General features: G+C 70.8%; 15 protein-coding genes. 10 read left to right on the top strand and 5 right to left on the bottom strand.

Going from position 1 to position 15,460, the window contains the following annotated elements; genetic code table 11:
- Nucleotides 1-27 precede the first annotated feature (27 nt).
- The 4 genes from ABN273_RS49365 to ABN273_RS49350 are packed head-to-tail and all read left to right on the top strand — an operon-like array spanning nucleotide 28 to nucleotide 4,610.
- Nucleotides 28-1,314, top strand: coding sequence for an ABC transporter substrate-binding protein (locus tag ABN273_RS49365; protein WP_349456593.1), 1,287 nt, complete (start codon nucleotides 28-30; stop codon nucleotides 1,312-1,314).
- A 2-nt stretch (nucleotides 1,315-1,316) separates the two neighbouring features.
- A complete protein-coding gene (locus tag ABN273_RS49360) occupies nucleotides 1,317-2,243 on the top strand; it encodes a carbohydrate ABC transporter permease (RefSeq protein ID WP_349456592.1) in 927 nt (308 codons plus the stop codon).
- A 10-nt stretch (nucleotides 2,244-2,253) separates the two neighbouring features.
- Nucleotides 2,254-3,075: a carbohydrate ABC transporter permease gene (locus ABN273_RS49355; RefSeq protein WP_349456591.1), complete on the top strand. Its 822-nt coding sequence runs from the start codon at nucleotides 2,254-2,256 to the stop codon at nucleotides 3,073-3,075.
- Nucleotides 3,075-4,610, top strand: coding sequence for an amylo-alpha-1,6-glucosidase (locus tag ABN273_RS49350; RefSeq protein ID WP_349456590.1), 1,536 nt, complete (start codon nucleotides 3,075-3,077; stop codon nucleotides 4,608-4,610). The genes ABN273_RS49355 and ABN273_RS49350 overlap by 1 nt, the downstream gene beginning before the upstream one ends.
- Nucleotides 4,611-4,742: 132 nt before the next feature.
- Here the strand turns inward: ABN273_RS49350 and ABN273_RS49345 are convergent, their stop codons facing one another.
- On the bottom strand, nucleotides 4,743-5,477 hold the full coding sequence (locus ABN273_RS49345) for a helix-turn-helix transcriptional regulator (RefSeq protein WP_349456589.1): 735 nt from the start codon (nucleotides 5,475-5,477) through the stop codon (nucleotides 4,743-4,745).
- Between the two features lie 401 nt (nucleotides 5,478-5,878).
- On the opposite strand from ABN273_RS49345, the gene ABN273_RS49340 reads away from it, so the two are divergent.
- From ABN273_RS49340 to ABN273_RS49330, 3 genes are read left to right on the top strand one after another with little or no spacing between them, the layout of a single operon-like run.
- Nucleotides 5,879-7,306, top strand: coding sequence for a polysaccharide deacetylase family protein (locus tag ABN273_RS49340; protein WP_349456587.1), 1,428 nt, complete (start codon nucleotides 5,879-5,881; stop codon nucleotides 7,304-7,306).
- A complete protein-coding gene (locus ABN273_RS49335; protein WP_349456586.1) occupies nucleotides 7,303-7,830 on the top strand; it encodes a SigE family RNA polymerase sigma factor in 528 nt (175 codons plus the stop codon). Before ABN273_RS49340 ends, ABN273_RS49335 begins: the two co-directional genes overlap by 4 nt.
- A gap of 1 nt (nucleotide 7,831) precedes the next feature.
- Entirely contained in the window at nucleotides 7,832-8,986 is a 1,155-nt protein-coding gene (locus ABN273_RS49330) for a hypothetical protein (RefSeq protein WP_349456585.1), read from the top strand.
- 73 nt (nucleotides 8,987-9,059) lie between these two features.
- Here the strand turns inward: ABN273_RS49330 and ABN273_RS49325 are convergent, their stop codons facing one another.
- The gene (locus tag ABN273_RS49325) at nucleotides 9,060-9,266 is read right to left on the bottom strand and encodes a hypothetical protein (RefSeq protein ID WP_349456584.1); all 207 of its coding nucleotides are present in this window, start codon (nucleotides 9,264-9,266) and stop codon (nucleotides 9,060-9,062) included.
- 86 nt (nucleotides 9,267-9,352) lie between these two features.
- Between ABN273_RS49325 and ABN273_RS49320 the strand changes: the two genes are divergently transcribed.
- The 3 genes from ABN273_RS49320 to ABN273_RS49310 all read left to right on the top strand — a co-directional run bounded on the left by ABN273_RS49320 (nucleotide 9,353) and on the right by ABN273_RS49310 (nucleotide 12,850).
- A complete protein-coding gene (locus ABN273_RS49320; protein ID WP_349456583.1) occupies nucleotides 9,353-9,532 on the top strand; it encodes a hypothetical protein in 180 nt (59 codons plus the stop codon).
- 95 nt (nucleotides 9,533-9,627) lie between these two features.
- The gene (locus tag ABN273_RS49315; protein ID WP_349456582.1) at nucleotides 9,628-9,984 is read left to right on the top strand and encodes a hypothetical protein; all 357 of its coding nucleotides are present in this window, start codon (nucleotides 9,628-9,630) and stop codon (nucleotides 9,982-9,984) included.
- A 580-nt stretch (nucleotides 9,985-10,564) separates the two neighbouring features.
- Entirely contained in the window at nucleotides 10,565-12,850 is a 2,286-nt protein-coding gene (locus tag ABN273_RS49310) for an SCO7613 C-terminal domain-containing membrane protein (protein WP_349456581.1), read from the top strand.
- A 148-nt stretch (nucleotides 12,851-12,998) separates the two neighbouring features.
- Here ABN273_RS49310 and ABN273_RS49305 read toward each other — a convergent pair whose 3' ends face one another.
- Genes ABN273_RS49305 through ABN273_RS49295 form a run of 3 tightly spaced genes read right to left on the bottom strand, consistent with a single transcriptional unit; the run spans nucleotide 12,999 to nucleotide 15,459 of the window.
- Nucleotides 12,999-13,565, bottom strand: a complete 567-nt coding sequence (locus ABN273_RS49305; protein WP_349456580.1) for a gluconokinase — start codon at nucleotides 13,563-13,565, stop codon at nucleotides 12,999-13,001.
- Entirely contained in the window at nucleotides 13,555-14,784 is a 1,230-nt protein-coding gene (manD, locus tag ABN273_RS49300) for a D-mannonate dehydratase ManD (RefSeq protein WP_349456579.1), read from the bottom strand. The genes ABN273_RS49305 and manD overlap by 11 nt, the downstream gene beginning before the upstream one ends.
- 51 nt (nucleotides 14,785-14,835) lie before the next feature.
- Complete coding sequence (locus ABN273_RS49295) at nucleotides 14,836-15,459, bottom strand: bifunctional 4-hydroxy-2-oxoglutarate aldolase/2-dehydro-3-deoxy-phosphogluconate aldolase (RefSeq protein WP_349456578.1); 624 nt, start codon at nucleotides 15,457-15,459, stop codon at nucleotides 14,836-14,838.
- Between the last annotated feature and the right edge of the window lies 1 nt (nucleotide 15,460).

The raw sequence follows: 15,460 nt of genomic DNA, 5'->3' as shown, positions 1-15,460 counted from the left end.
CCCACGCAACCCCCGAAGGAGCCGACCATGAACCGTGCCCTGGCAGTCCTGGGCATCCTCGCCGTCGCGACGACCGCGTGCAGCGGCAGCGGCGGCGGGAACGTCCCAGGAGTGAGCAGCGGATCCGGCCCGGTCACCATCCGCTGGTCCACCTGGGGATCGGCCGAGGACATCAAGCTCTACGAGAAGTTCACCGAGGACTTCGAGAAGCGCCATCCCGACATCAAGCTCAAGCTGGAGCCGGTCGCCAAGTACGAGGACTACCACCCCAAACTGCTCGCCCAGCTCACCAGCAAGACCGCCCCCGACGTGTTCTTCGTGGGCGACGACAACATCGGCAAGTTCGTCTCCGCCGGGGTGCTCACCCCGCTCAACGACAAGCTGGCCGGCCCCTCCTCCAAGAGCAAGCCCGAGGACTTCTTCGAGGGCGTCTACGGCGGCGCCAAGAAGGACGGCCAGATCTACGGCGTCCCCAACGACACCAACCCCGAGGTGCTCTGGTTCGACAAGAAGGCGCTCAAGGAAGCCGGCATCACCGAGGACCCCGCCGCGCTCAACGAGGCCGGGCGGTGGACCATGGCCACGTACCTCGACATGAACGCCAAGCTCAAGGCCGCCGGCAAGGCCGGGTCGATCTTCTGGAACTGGTACGGCTCCACGTACTCCATGATCAACGGCTTCGGCGGGAAGATCTGGGACGGCGGGAAGTTCGTCGCCACCACCGACCCCAAGGCACGCGAGGCCCTGCAGGCTCTGGCCAAGGGCTACCAGGACAAGACCTTCCTCAGCGCCGACACGCTGCCCGACAGCAACGGCCCGAGCACGCAGTTCCTCAAGCACAAGGCCGGCTTCTACGCCGGAGGCCGGTGGATGATCGACTCCCTGAAGAAGGGCGGCGAGCTGGCGGACTACGACATCGTGCCGTTCCCCTCCCAGACCGGCCGGCCCATGCCCGGCGCGGTGGCCGCCTCCTATCTGGCGCTCAACAAGGACACCAAGCTGCCCGAGCAGGCGTTCACCTTCCTCACCGAGTTCGTCAGCAAGGAGGGCCAGCTCATCAGGCTCAAGGGCGGCGGCGCCGCGCCGTCCGTGAAGGGTGCCGAGCAGGTCGTCCTCGCCGACGGCTACCCCGCCCACGCCCAGACCTTCCTCGACGTGCGCGACACCGGCTTCGCGAACTACCCCGAGGAGGTCGCCGTGCCCGGCCTCACCGCCGACATCAACGAGCACCTGATGAAGGTGTGGACCGGCAAGGTCGGCTTCGACGAGGGCATGACCCAGCTCCAGAAGCTCGTCGACGGCAAGCTGGGCTAGCCGTGACCGTCCTCACGCGGGCCCGGCCCCGTACGGTCCACCGCGCGCGGCCCGTGCGCAACCGCGACGGCTGGTGGGCCGCGTTCTTCCTCGCGCCGCAGGTCGCCGCGCTGCTGGTGTTCCTCGTCTTCCCGCTCGGCTTCGCCGTCGTGCTGGCCTTCATGCGCTGGGACGGACTCGGGCAGAAGGAATGGGTCGGCTTCGACAACTTCGCCGCCCAGCTCTCCGATCCCGAGTTCGGGCTGGCGGTGTGGAACACGGTCAAGCTGGCGCTGCTGACCGTGCCCTTCGGGCTCGGCCTCGCGCTGCTCATCGCCGTCGCGCTGAACAACGTCAAGGGCGGCGGCTGCTACCGGGTGCTGTACTTCCTCCCGGTGGTCACCAGCTCCGTGGCCGTCGCGCTGATGTGGCAGATCATCCTGGCCGGCAACGACTACGGCGTCCTGAACTCGTCGCTGGAGCGCTGGTTCGGCATCACCGCGCCTGACTGGCTCGGCGACCCCGGCTGGGTGATCGTGGCCATCGCCGTCGTGACGGTCTGGTCGTCGCTCGGCCTCAACGTGGTGATCTTCCTGGCCGGGCTCCAGACGATCCCGCCGCAGATCGTCGAGGCCGCGCGCATGGACGGCGCGGGCAGCCTGCGCATCTTCCGCTCGGTCACGCTGCCGCTGCTCTCGCCGACGATCTTCTTCTCCACCGTCGTCGCGGTGATCAGCTCGTTCCAGGCCTTCGACCAGATCTACGTGCTGGTGGACCCCGAGGACAACGAGGGCGCGAGGACGATCGTCTACCAGGTCTACGAGCTGGGCTTCAAGGACTTCCAGTTCGGCATGAGCAGCGCCGCCGCGCTCATCCTCCTGGTCCTGACGCTGCTCGTGACGCTCGTCCAGTTCGCGGCGCAAAAGCGCCTCGTCCACTACGACTCGTGAGGGGGCCGGCATGCGACCCAGGCAGGTAGCCTTGCACGCCGGGCTCACTCTCGGCGGGCTGGCGATGCTCTTCCCGTTCGTCTGGATGCTGCTGACGTCGTTCAAGGGCGTGCGGCAGATGCTGAACAACCCGCTCGACTGGCTGCCCGACCCGTGGCGCTGGGAGAACTATCCCGACGCGCTCGGCGCGATGCCGTTCGGCGCCGCGTACTGGAACAGCTTCTACATCGCCGGGCTGAACGTCACGCTCACGCTGCTGACCTCGGCCATGGCCGCCTACGCCTTCGCCCGGATCAGGTTCCGCGGTTCCGGCGTGCTGTTCGTGGTGTTCCTGGCCACCCAAATGGTGCCCGCGCAGGTGACGGTCGTGCCGCTCTACCTGATGCTGGCCAGGTTCGGCTGGATCGACTCGCACCTGTCGCTCATCGTGCCGAGCATCGCGAACCCGTTCGCGGTGTTCCTGCTGCGCCAGTTCATCAGGGCCGTGCCCGTGGAACTGGAGGAGGCCGCCAGGATCGACGGGGCGGGCCGCTGGCGCTGCTTCTGGAACGTCGTGCTGCCGAACATCCGCCCCGGCCTCGGCGCGCTCGGCATCATCGCCTTCCTCGCGTCCTGGAACGCCTTCTTCTTCCCCCTGATCTTCCTGAACTCGCCCGAGCTCGCCACGGTGCCGCTGCTGCTCAGCCAGTTCTCCGGCCAGCGCACGGCCGTGGACTACGGGCTCATCCTGGCCGCCTCCGCGATCGCCGTCGTGCCGACGCTCATCGCCTTCCTCATCGGCCAGCGGAAGATCATCAACTCGATGGCCGCTTCCGGCCTGGGAGGTCGCTGATGCCGGACCTACGCGAACGCCCGTTCACCGACCGCGACTCGCGGCTGCTGGTGATGGCGGCGGACGACGGCTCGCTCTGGATCGCCAGAGCCCGGTACGAGACCAGGCTCGTCGACGCGACGCTGCTCACCGGCCTGCGGATCCTTTCGGGGAGCGGCGAACTGCCGGTGCTGCGGGTGCTGCCGGACCGCGTGGAGTTCGCGGCCGGCGTGGCCATGGCCTTCGCGGGACCGGACACGCTCGTCCTGACCGGTGCGGGCGCGCGGGCCGTCTGGGACGGCGGCGAGGCTGACATCGACGGCTGCGTCACCCTCATCGGCCCGGATCGCGCGAGGCACGACGCGGCGGCGGTGCTCGACGCGGCCGCCGCACGGTGGCGCGACTGGTTCGCCCGCATGCCCGCCGTGCCTGCGGACCTGCGCGAACGAGCGGAGGACGCGTGGTGGACACTGGCGGTGAACCTGGTACGGATCCAGGGCCGAGAGTCACTCGTCCCCGCCAAGAACGGCTACGTCGGCCTGTGGAACTGGGACTCCTACTTCCACGCCATCGCGCTCAGGCACGCCGACCCCGCCCTGGCCAGGGAGCAGATCCGCATCCTGCTCGACCACCAGCGCCCCGACGGCCTGATCCCCGACGTCGTACACGACCACGGCGTGCTGGCCGAGACCACCGACCTGCCCCGCTCCGACCTGGCCAGGCTGGCCGAGCACGTCGGGGGCGGGCCGATCGGGGACGTCGTCCCCGTCACCAAGCCGCCGCTCACTGCCTGGGCGGTGTGGAAGATCCACGAGGTGGACCCCGACCCCGACTTCCTCGCCGAGGTCTACGAGCCACTGGCCCGCTCCCAGAAGTGGTGGTTCAGGCACTCCGACCCGGACGGCGACGGCCTGGCCGAATACCTGCACCCGTACTCGTCCGGCCTGGACGACAGCCCCATCTGGGACGGTGGCCCCCGCGCCGAGCCGCCCGACCTGAACGCCTACCTCGCCCTCCAGCACGACCGCCTGGGCGACATCGCACAGGCGCTCGGCAAGGACGCCGCACCGTGGCGAGCCAGGGCGCAGGCCCTGGTGGACCGCATGATCGCGCGCCGGTGGAACGGCACGAGGTTCGCCACCGTGGTCGGCGGGCGCGAGGCGGACGTGCGCACCCCGCTGGAGCTGATGCCGCTCTTCACCGGGCGGCTCCCCGCGGGGATCGCGGACCGGCTCGTCGCCGACCTACGCTCGCCCAGCTTCTGGGCCGAGCACCCGGTGCCGACCGTCGCCTTCGACGACCCGAGATTCGACCCCGAGGCCATGTGGCGCGGACCGGTCTGGCTGAACGTCAACTACCTGCTCATCGACGGCCTGCGCCGCTCGGGGCATCGGGGGACGGCCGCCGAGCTGCGCGAGCGTACCCTGGCCATGGTCCGCGACGGTGGCGGCCTCCACGAGTACTGGAACCCGCTGACCGGCCGCCGCGCGGGCCGCGCGACGACCGCCTTCGGCTGGTCGGCCGCCCTCTTCCTGGACCTCGCTCAGGAGGGCTGACCGGCACCAGACGGCCGAACCTGCCGGCCGCCGGTTCAGCCTGCCGGGCGGGCGCGGAACACCATGTTGGCCAGGTACGTGCCGTTCGCCCGGTGGACGGTCGCGCCGCGAACTCGGCACTGGTGGGCGGGGTCAGCTCATCGGACGGCGTTTCCACTCGGCGGTCAGCTCGGCCAGGCTGCCACATCCCGTCTTCTCGAGGATGCGGGTGAGGCGTTTCTCGACCGTGCTCTCGCTGACGTTCAGCCGCCGCGCGATGTGCTTGTGGCCCAGCCCGAGCACCACCAGTTCGGCCACGTCGCGCTCACCTGAGGTGAGGTCCCGCACGGAGGCCGGTACGAGGTTCGCGTCGAAGTACGGGCTCAGCAACGGGCCCAGCGTGGCCGCCATCAGCAGGTCGCTCGGCCCGATGGCGTGCCGATCACCGTCGAACGGCACCCCCAGCGTGCTGACCGCGCCCGTGGCCGGGGACCTGACGACGATCTTCAGCATGTCGTCGATGCCGTGGCGGCGCAGGAACGTGTCGGCGAAGTCCCGCTCCGGCTCGGTCGCCCGCAGGCGGAGCTGTCCGAGGGTCGCCGCACCGTGGCGGGTCAGGCGGGCGACCCCGTCGTGCGAGGCGAACGGATTGTTCCAGCGCCAGCGCTCGACGTATTCCTCCACGAAGTCCGGCTGGAACATGGTGAGGTACTGCTCCTCACCATCGCTTCCCAGCGCCAGATACGCGGGGTTCTTGGCGACGAACGCGTCGATCCACCCGAGATGGACGGCCACAGCCTCGGCCAGCACCGGATAGAGCTCCCCCTCCCGAGCCCCGGCCACTTGCTCCAGCACCTTGATGAGCCTTCGGTATTCCAGCTGTTCCACGGATCCGCCATCGCACTCGTTGCTCGCTTCGGGGGCAGCCGGTGTGGTGGGCTGCGGCGTTCTCGCCTGCTCAAGGATTCCGTAATGGGCGGCCGTTCATCCATTACTTGACCAAGGAATCCGCTTCAAAGGCCCATGTCCCACGGCACCCGCGGTCGCGGGTGCTGGCGAATCCGGCAAATGCCTCAATCGGGCCCTCCGTGGTGGCTCCGGCCCACATGGTTGGTGTTCCTCTCGGCCGATCGCGGTGATCGCGAAAAACTTCCGCGCCAGGTCGCAAAGATCGCCCCACCCTGGCGCGTCCTTATGCCAACAAAACGCGAGGAACGTGCATCTATCTGATTACAGGCCCAGTGCGTGTTTTGTCCTCGTTTGTCAAGAAGAGCGGAGTTCTGGCGGCCGTGAAACCCTCAAACATGATCATCATGCTGCTCGTCCTCGCCGGGCTGGCGGCGGCGGGCTGTGCGGCCACCGGTTCGGCACCGACGCAGGCAGGCCGGCGTACCCCCGCGGTCCACGCGGCGTCACACCACGCCGACGAGATCGCGACCGTCTCGCCGACCTGGATCGACGGTCTGCGGGTGGTCCGTCCCAGCGGTAACGACCCCTCCTGCCCCTGGTCGATCGCCTATCCGCAGGTGCCGGGCGCCGAAGCGTTCACTGCGGCGCTGCGCCGCATGGTGGAGGCCAGGCGCACCGACTTCCTCGCCCAGGCGTGCGACCAGGCCGATCCGGAGCTGAACCTGGACTTCGCGTTCCTGGTCGCCTCGGGGGACGTCATCGGGGTGCGCTACACCGAGTGGTGGCTCGGCGGCGCCGGCGACGGCCTGTCCACCACCACCCGCTGGTACGACGCCCAGAGCGGCACGGTCCTGCCCGCGACCGCGCTCGTCGAGCCGGGCTCGGTCGGAAGGCTCACCGCCGAGCTGGACAAGGCCCTGTCGAGGAAGGAGGGCTTCGACGCGCAGGCGCTGCGCACCGTCATGGCCGACAGCGCCTCGCGAGCCCGCTACCTGGACGATCTGGCGTTCACCGCAGGCGGGGACCTGGTGGTGACCTTCGATGAGAGCGTGGCAGGGGTGGCGCCCGCCGGGCAACTCCAGGCCGTGCTGCCGGCGGCGGTCGCACGGCCGCTGCTGTCGGGCTTCGGCCGGCGGGTGCAGCAACAGGTCTTGGAGCCCGAGCGGCGCCTCGACCTGGACGGCCGCGCCTCCCCGACGCCCACCCTTCCCCCGGCAGGCTCGGCGGAGACCGCTGACTGTCACCGGGTGAAATGTGTGGCCCTGACGTTCGACGACGGCCCCGGACCTTACACACAGACGCTGCTGGCCCATCTGGCCGGGTTCCATGCCCGCGCCACGTTCTACGTCGTCGGGCAGAACGTGGCGATGAGCCCGAACGTGGTGCGCCAGACCGCCGAGGCGGGGCACGAGATCGGCAACCACAGCTGGTCCCACCGCGACCTGACCAGGCTGACGGCGGCCCAGGTGCGCGATGATCTACGCCGTACCGACGAGGCCATCAGAAAGGCAGCGGGTGTGACGCCGAACACCGTCCGTCCCCCGTACGGGGCCGTCAATGACGTCGTGCGGGCGCAGACGCCGCACCCCCTCGTCCTGTGGAACGTGGACACCCTGGACTGGAAGCACCGCGACGCCGCCCAGGTGACCCGCGCTGCCGTGTCGGGGGCCAGGCCGGGCGCGATCATCCTTTTCCACGACATCCACCCGACCACGGTGGCGGCCATCCCGCGGGTGCTGCGCACGCTCTCCGCCCGCGGCTACCACTTCGTGACGGTCACCCAATTGCGTGGCGAGGTCTCCCGATGATCAGGGATTCCGCGGGCCGGCGCGCGTTCGACGAGTTCGTGGCGGCGCGCTCGCCCGCGTTCATCCGCCTGGCCTATCTGCTGACGGCCGGGGACCAGCACGCGGCCGAGGACCTGCTGCAGGCCAGCCTGGCCAAGACGGCGCTGAAATGGCACAAGATCGAGGACCCGGAGGCATACCTCCGGCAGGTGATGTATCGCCAGCAGATCTCGTGGTGGCGGCGCAGGAGGGAGTACGCCGTCGCGGAGCTCCCCGAGCGGCCGGCCGCGGACACGACGCACGACGTCGAGCTCAAGATCGTGATCCAGGACGCGCTCGGCAAGTTGACCTCCAAGCAACGGGCCGTGCTCGTGCTCCGCTACTTCGAAGACCTGTCGGAGTCGACCGTGGCCGCCACACTCGGCTGCAGCATCGGCACGGTACGCAGCACCGCCCACCGGGCCCTGGCCCGGCTCCTGCGGCTGTGCCCCGAGCTCCACGACCTGTACGCCCGATCCACGGCCACCCACGGGAAGGAACGCTGACATGAGCACTGAGGAACTGGTGAAGGACGCGCTCGGTGCGGTGGCCGACCAGGCCAGGCTGCCGGCCGGCGTAGCGCAGGCCGCGTGGCGGCAGCGCACGCGCATGCGGATCAGGCGGGCGGCGACCACCGCGGCCGCCCTGGTCGCCGCCGTCACCGTCGGCGTGATCACGGTGCCCTCCCTCGTCGCACGGGAGAATCCGGAGGTCGCCACCGGCCGCATCGCGGGAGACATCGCGGCCGATCCCGGCCGCTCCACGCCGGTGGAACGCGTCGCCGCCGGGCGCGTCACGCTCACCGCGTACGCCTCCTGCGAGCACAACTGCTCCTGGTACCTGCTCACCTACGCGGGTACCGGAGGCTACACGCACGGGCGATGGGGATGGGTCGACGTGGCGCCCTCGGGCCGGACGGCCGCGGTGCTGGAAGAGACGCTGCCCGCCCGCCGGATCGGCCTGGTGGACACCACCGCCGCCAGCGTACGGCGCTGGATCTATCTGGGCCGCGCGGCGGCAGGGAGCGTCGCCTGGTCCCCGGACGGGAAGCGGCTCCTCGTAACCACATACGACCGCGTCCCCGGCATCTTCGCCGACCCCGCAGCGGAGCCGGACGCACGCCAGGTCAGGACCGGTTTCGCCATCGTGGACGTGGAGAGCGGCAAGGCCGCCTTCCACGCCCTGCCCGGCGCCCGTGACTCCGCCGGCCTGCGCAACGACCTGTCGTGGAGCCGTGACGGCTCGCTGATCTGGGAATGGACCGGGGCGCGTCAGCAGCCCCGCAAGTACTACGACCTCACCGGGCATTCTCGTACCGGCCCCGCCGAGGAGTCCTTGAGTGACCAGACGGCCGGGCTGTCTCCCGACGGCCGGCGGCTGGCCATGGGCGGCAGGCTCGGCTCAGCACCTTTCGTCACCGACGTCGCCTCCGGCGAGACCACCCTTCTGGCGCCAGGCGGCGGTCTCGCGATCACCCAGTTGCTGGCCTGGGCCGACGACACGCACCTGATCGCCTGGGCCCGGTACGGCGCGAACGACAAGTCCCACTACCGCCTGGTGCTGGTCGATGTGACGGGCAAGCAGAAGGTCACCTCGCTCACCGGCTGGACCGGCGCCCTCAGCCGTCCGAACTGGCTGCCCGTCCTCACCACCGGACCGTGATCCGCGGCGGTCTTCCCTCCCTGACATCGCCTCCCGCGCTGCTCGAGGCCCGAGTCCGCGCCACGCGCTCCGGTCATTCGCCGCCCAGGTCCAGCAGGACCTTGGCCGCCATGGAACGATCACCGGCCAGGTCGAACGCTTCGACCGCCCGGGCCAGCGGACGGGTGTGGCTGATGACAGGATCGACCGCCAAGCCCGAGGCCAGGAGCGACAGCGCGTCGTCGAATTCGTGGTCGAAGCGGAAGGCGCCCCGCATGGTGATCTCCCTGGTGACGACCACGTTGCCCAGGAACCCGGTCTTGCCGGGCGGGAGCAGCCCGAGGAGGACGACCGTTCCGCCGGCTGGCGGACCGCACCAGCCATTTCATGCCGCCCGCACTGCTGCGCTCGCAGCTCGAGGCACTGGACCCGCTGGAGGCGGACGAGAAGGGCGTGACGGTATCCGTGGACGCCGCGCCGGGCGAGATCACCCGCCGTGCGCTGGCCGCGATGCCATCAAAGCTCGCGATGGAACCGAAACCGGACTTCCGACCGTCCTCTCGATAGAAGGGATAGACCAGTTGCCTACCAGTAGCATCCGCGCCATGACACTGCGTAGGTAAACTCCACTGGACCCCCGTTCGAGCAAGGAGTACGAATCGGTGAATCCGCACGCACTTGCCCATCGGGCACACCGACACGGCTGGGATGTGCAGACCGTCCCGCGATCCTCCGGCCCTACGGTCATCCTGGAGCGTGACGGCTGGCGTCTGGAAATCGCGTTCGACGGTCACGCACCCAAGGAGGCCACCGCCAACGAACCCGGTCACAACGTCGGCAGACAGCTCAACCTCCGCTCGATCAACGACTTCGTGCACCAGCCACGGACAGATCGGTTAGCTCGCCCATGCCGCGACCGGCGGCAGGGCGCCCGTCGCGCAGGCGACCACGCGGGCGAGCATCTCGACGACGGACACGGCGACCGCGAGCAGGACGCCCTGCGGGATGATGATCGATGATCGTCATCCGACATGGGTGACGATCATCTGAGCATCCAGGGCTCGCCGTTGCCACGCCTCGGGCCCGGCTCGCGCTGCCATCGGTGGTGTCGCGGCGCTCGCCCGCCGTAGCCGGAACGGTTACCTGAGCGCCATCGGCTCCTGAAGGCCGAGCCGTCTGCGCAGCACTAAAAGATCTTGCTTCTGATCCGGCGGTCGCGCGCCGTCTCCCGCGCGGCTTCGTGGGCGACCACCGGCAGCACTGATACGCAGGTGCCGGCGGTGGGCACGATGCCGGCGTGCATTGCCTGCACCATCTTCCGATCGGTGTGCGCGGCCGGCGCTGAGGTTGCGGGCGTGAGCGCACAGGTGTCGATCCGTTCGCGGAGGACCGCTGTTCCCGCTGACAGTGGTTCGAAAGGACGTCGCGGTGAAGTATGGGTCACCTCGACAGGTTTAAGGCGGAGTATCGGTGCGTGGAAGTATGAACTGTCCGGACTGCGGTGCGGTGTTGTCTGGAACCGGGCCCCAGGAGCCGGTGTCCAGGTGCCCGAGGTGTGGGCTGCCTCTGCAGGGACCCGCCGCGCACGAGCTCTGGCAGGTGGACCAGGCTCTCGCCGGGCTGAGGGATCAGCAGGCCAGGCTGCAGGCCCGCCGTACGGAACTGCTCGGCGTCCTGCGCGCCGGCGCGGCGGATGACGGGGCGGCAGGCGCGGGGGCCGGACCCGGAGCTTCGGGGCCCGGTGCCCCGACGCGGGAGGTCTCCCCGGGCGCCGCGAAGAACGTCCTGCTCATCCTCGGCGGCCTGCTGCTGACGGTGGCGGCGGTGGTGTTCACCGTGGTGAGCTGGGGGCGGCTGGGCATGGGCGGGCGCGCGGCCGTGCTGGCCGCGTTCACCGCGCTGGTCCTGCTGGCGCCGGTCGTGCTGATCCGGCGCAGGCTCACCGCGACGGCCGAGACCGTGGCCGGGTTCGCGGTCGCGCTGCTGCTGCTCGACGGGTACGCGGCCAGGCGGGTGGGATTTCTCGGGGTCGACGCCCTCGACGGGCTGCACTACACGGCGGGGGTGCTCGGGCTCACTGCGCTCATTCTGGTGGCCTATGCCCGGGTCACCCGGCTTCGCGGACCCGCTCCGGTCGCCGTGGTGCTGGCGCAGCCGGTCCTGCCGCTGCTGGTCGGCGACTTGTCGGCGACCTGGCTGGTGGCCATGCTGGTGGCCACGGCGGCGCTGGACGTCGCCCTGGTCCGCTACGGCCGGGGAGCGGTGAGGGTGACGGCCGCCCTGGCCGGCAGCGGGATCGCGAGCCTCGCCCTGCTGGGCGGCGCGCCGTACGCGCTGGGGTCACCGTCCGCCGGTCAGGCCCTGGTCAGGTCGGTGCCGCTGGTCGCGCTGGCCCTGCTCGGCGGGTTCGTGACATGGCTGCTGGCCAGGCCGGGCAAGGCTCAGGAGGAGATATGGGCCTCCGCGGTCACCGTCGGAACCGCGCTCACGCTGATCGCCGTGCCGGCCGCGCTGGCACAGCCGGCGCTGGACGGTCCGGGCACGGACTGGCGTTCCCTGGCCTACCTCGTTCCCGCACTCGCCGTGGTGCTCGCCGCCGCCTGGCTGCCCTGGCGGAGGGTACGGCTGGCGGGCATGGCCACCGGCGGGCTGGTCGCGCTGCTGACCACGCTGACGCTGCTGCCTCGGCTCGTGGCCACGCTGGCGGCGCCGCTCGCCTGGCTGGACGTGCTCTGGACGGGCACGTGGAACGGACGGCAGTGGCAGCTGGGCGAGATGGCGTCGCCGGCGGACGTGGTGGTGCTGGGCGTGGTGGCGGCCGGCCTCCTGGCGGCGGTCGTGCGCGGCGCCGGCGGGTGGCCGATGAAGGCTGCGGTCGTGCGCGGCACTGGCGGGTGGCCGATGAAGGCGGCGGCGTCCGGCGCACTGCTGTCCGGGGCGCTCATGGTCGCGGTCGCCCCCCAAGCCTTCGCGATGCCCCACGCGGCGGCGGTGGCGGTGCAGGCGGTGCTGGCCGTCGCGCCGGCGGTGGCCGCCACACTGGGCCGGGCGCCCTGGTGGGCGGTGGCATGCGCGCTCGTCGCCGGTCCGGCCTCGGTACGGGCGGCGGCGTACGCGTTCGGCAGCGAGCCGGCGACGCTGATCGTGCTGCCCATCCTGGCGGTGGCGGCCGCCGCCATGGCGCTGTCGGCCAGGCTGAAGGAGCTCCGGGTCTGGGGACTGGGCTTCGCCGCGCTGTTCCTCGGGCTGGAGGCCGTGGCGGTGGGGTTCTCGCTGGGCCTGCGCGTACTCGTTGCGGCGAGCGCGGGGTTCGCCGTGGCCGGGGTGCTGGTGCTGCTCATGTCGCTGTGGCCGGGCTCGGCCGGCCGAGGCGGCGTGAACGGCCTCAGGTACACCGGCGCCACCCTGCTGTTGCTGGCCTCGTGGCTGCGGCTGGGGGCGGACGAGGTCACCGTCGTCGAGGCGTACACGGTGCCGTGCTCGCTGGTCCTGCTGGGATCCGGCTGGTGGCGGCGGCGCGGCGCACCGGTTTCGTCCTGGGCGGCCTATGGTGCGGGCCTCTCCTTCACGATGTTGCCCAGCCTGGTGGCGGTCTACTCGGACACGGAATGGCGGCGGTCGCTGGCGCTCGGCGTGCTGGCGCTGGCGGTGTTGTTCGCCGGAGCCCGGTTCCGGCTCCAGGCGCCCACGGTGATCGGAGCCGTTGTGGTCGCCGGGGTCGCGGTGCGGGAACTGGCACCGTACGTGTCGGAGTTGTTCCTCGCGGTGCCGCGCTGGGTGCCGATCGCCGTGGGCGGGCTGCTGCTCGTGGTGGTCGGGGCGACGTACGAGGCCCGCATGCGGGACCTGCGCCGGTTGCGTGACACCCTGACGGCGATGAGTTGAGGTCCGCCATCGCGTCGCCTACCCTCGCTGGTCGAGCGGCAGCGTCGATACGCGATCGGTCTGCCGCTGGGACCGACAGGAATCCCAGCCGTCAGTCCGCTGCGATCCAGCCAGAGCTCAGCAAGACGTTTGTCAACGCCCTCATCAGTCATCGCAGGGTCGGCGAGTCGCCAGTTAGATCCCAGCGTTCCGCCGGCGGCAGGCCGAGCTGGGCGACCGCCGCCGCCACCAGCTCGTCCGGCGGCAGTGCCACCTCCAGCACCATCCCGGACTCGTCCGGGTCGAGGTGCTCCAGGATCGCCCGCTGCGAGTCGAGCAGGCTGGCCGACATGTAGTGGTCGGTGCGGCGGGTCATCCGGTCCCGGATCAGCTCCGCGGACCCGTCGAGATGGACGAACTCCACCTCCGGCGGGCCCTGCCGTAGCACGTCCCGGTAGGCGCGCTTGAGCGCCGAGCAGGCCAGCACCGTGGAGACGCCTTCGGCGTGCCGGGCGGCCATCCAGGAGGCCAGGTCACGCAGCCACGGCCAGCGGTCCGCGTCGTCCAGCGGGATGCCGGCGCGCATCCGAGCCACGTTCGCCTCCGGGTGGAACCTGTCCGCCTCGGCGAACCGCAGCCCGGTCAGCTCGCTGATCCCGCGGGCCACGGTGGTCTTGCCCGCGCCCGACACGCCCATGACGACGATGTGCCGGGTGGCCCGGTGCTCACCAGTCATGGACGGTGCCGTCCTTGAGCCGGTTGAACGGCAGGTACGCCGGTTGGTACGGGAAGCGCGCCGCGGCCTCCTCGTCGAGCTCCACGCCGAGTCCCGGCAGTTCACCGGGGTGCAGGTAGCCGTCGGTGAAGCTGAACGACTGCTGGAACACTTCGTTGGTCGCCGGGCCGTGCTGCATGTACTCCTGGATGCCGAAGTTGTGGATCGCCAGGTCCAGGTGCAGGGCGGCGGCCATGCCGACGGGCGAGATGTCGGTCGGGCCGTGGATGCCGGACTTGATCTGGTACTGGGCGGCGTAGTCGAGCAGCTTCCGCATGGCCGTGATCCCCCCGGTGTGGGTGACGGCGGAGCGGACGTAGTCGATGAGCTGTTCGCGGATCAGGGTCTGGTAGTCCCACACGGTGTTGAAGACCTCGCCGATGGCCAGCGGGGTGGTGGTGTGCTGCCGGACCAGGCGCAGCGCCTCCTGGTTCTCGGCGGGGGTGCAGTCCTCCAGCCAGAACAGGTCGTACGGCTCGAGGGCCTTGCCGAGCTTGGCGGCCTGGATGGGGGTCATCCGATGGTGCCCGTCGTGCAACAGCGGCAGCTCGGGGCCGAACTCGTTGCGCACCGCCTCGAAGACGCCAGGCAGGTGGCGCAGGTAGGCGCGGGTGTCCCAGTCCTCTTCTGCGGGCAGCGCGGTGCGCTGGGCCGGCTCGTAGTCGTACCGCTTGCCGTCGACGCTGGGCTGGGCGGCCACGCCGTACACGGCGTTGATGCCCGGTACGGAGGTCTGCACCCGGATCGACCGGTAGCCCATCTCCAGGTGCTTGCGGATCGAGTCGAACAGCTCCTGCAGGTCGCGGCCCGAGGCGTGCCCGTACGCCATGATCCCGTTGCGGGAGGCTCCGCCGAGCAGCTGGTAGAGCGGCATTTCGGCGGCCTTGGCCTTGATGTCCCACAGCGCCACGTCCACGGCCGCGATGGCGGCCATGGTGACGGGCCCGCGCCGCCAGTACGCCGAGCGGTAGAGGAACTGCCAGGTGTCCTCGATGCGATGCGGGTCCCGCCCGATCAGCAGGGGGACGACGTGGTCGGCCAGGTATGACGCGACCGACAGCTCCCGCCCGTTGAGGGTGCCGTCGCCCAGCCCGGTGATCCCCTCGTCCGTCGTGATCTTGAGGGTGACGAAGTTGCGGTCAGGGCTGGTGACGATGACGTCCGCTGCGATGATCTTCACCTAGGTGCCTTTCTCACAAGTGGTGTCGCCGGGCTGCAGGCCGACCGGGGTTCATGACGTCGCGGCGAGGTAGGCGCGGGCCCGCTCCCGCAGGGCCTCCAGGTCACCGCCGGACGCCGCATCGCCGATCAGCGGCCCCCCGACGCCGACGGCGATCGCGCCGGCGGCGAGGTAGCCGGGCAGTTCGGCCAGGCCCACCCCGCCGACCGCGACGAACGGGATGTCCGGGAACGGGTCGCGCAGCGCTTTCAGGTACGCGGGCCCGCCCAGCGAGGCCGGGAAGAGCTTCACCGCGGCGGCGCCCATCTGGACCGCGGCGTACGCCTCGGTCGGGGTGAGCGCTCCGGCGGCGACCGGGAGCCCGCGGCGGGCCGCCTCGCCGATGGAGTCGACCACGGCGGGGGTGACGACGAACTGCGCGCCGGCCGCGGCCACGTCGGCGACGGCGGCCGGGGTGAGCACGGTGCCGGCGCCGACCAGCGAGCCGGCCGGGGCGGCCGCCCGGATCGCCGCGATGGCATCGAGCGCGCCGGGCGTGGTCAGGGCCACCTCCACCACGCGGACGCCCTCGGCGAGCAGCGCGGTGCCGGTGGCGATGGCGGCGGCGGTGTCGGTGCCGCGGATGATCGCCAGGAATCGGGTGGCGGCGAGTGTGGCGGTGAGGTCGAGGGTCATG

It is taken from the genome of Nonomuraea sp. B19D2, assembly GCF_040137845.1.
Taxonomy (GTDB): Bacteria; Actinomycetota; Actinomycetes; order Streptosporangiales; family Streptosporangiaceae; genus Nonomuraea.
The sequence above is the reverse complement of the archived record's forward strand: the minus strand, read 5'-3'. Positions and strand labels throughout refer to the sequence as shown.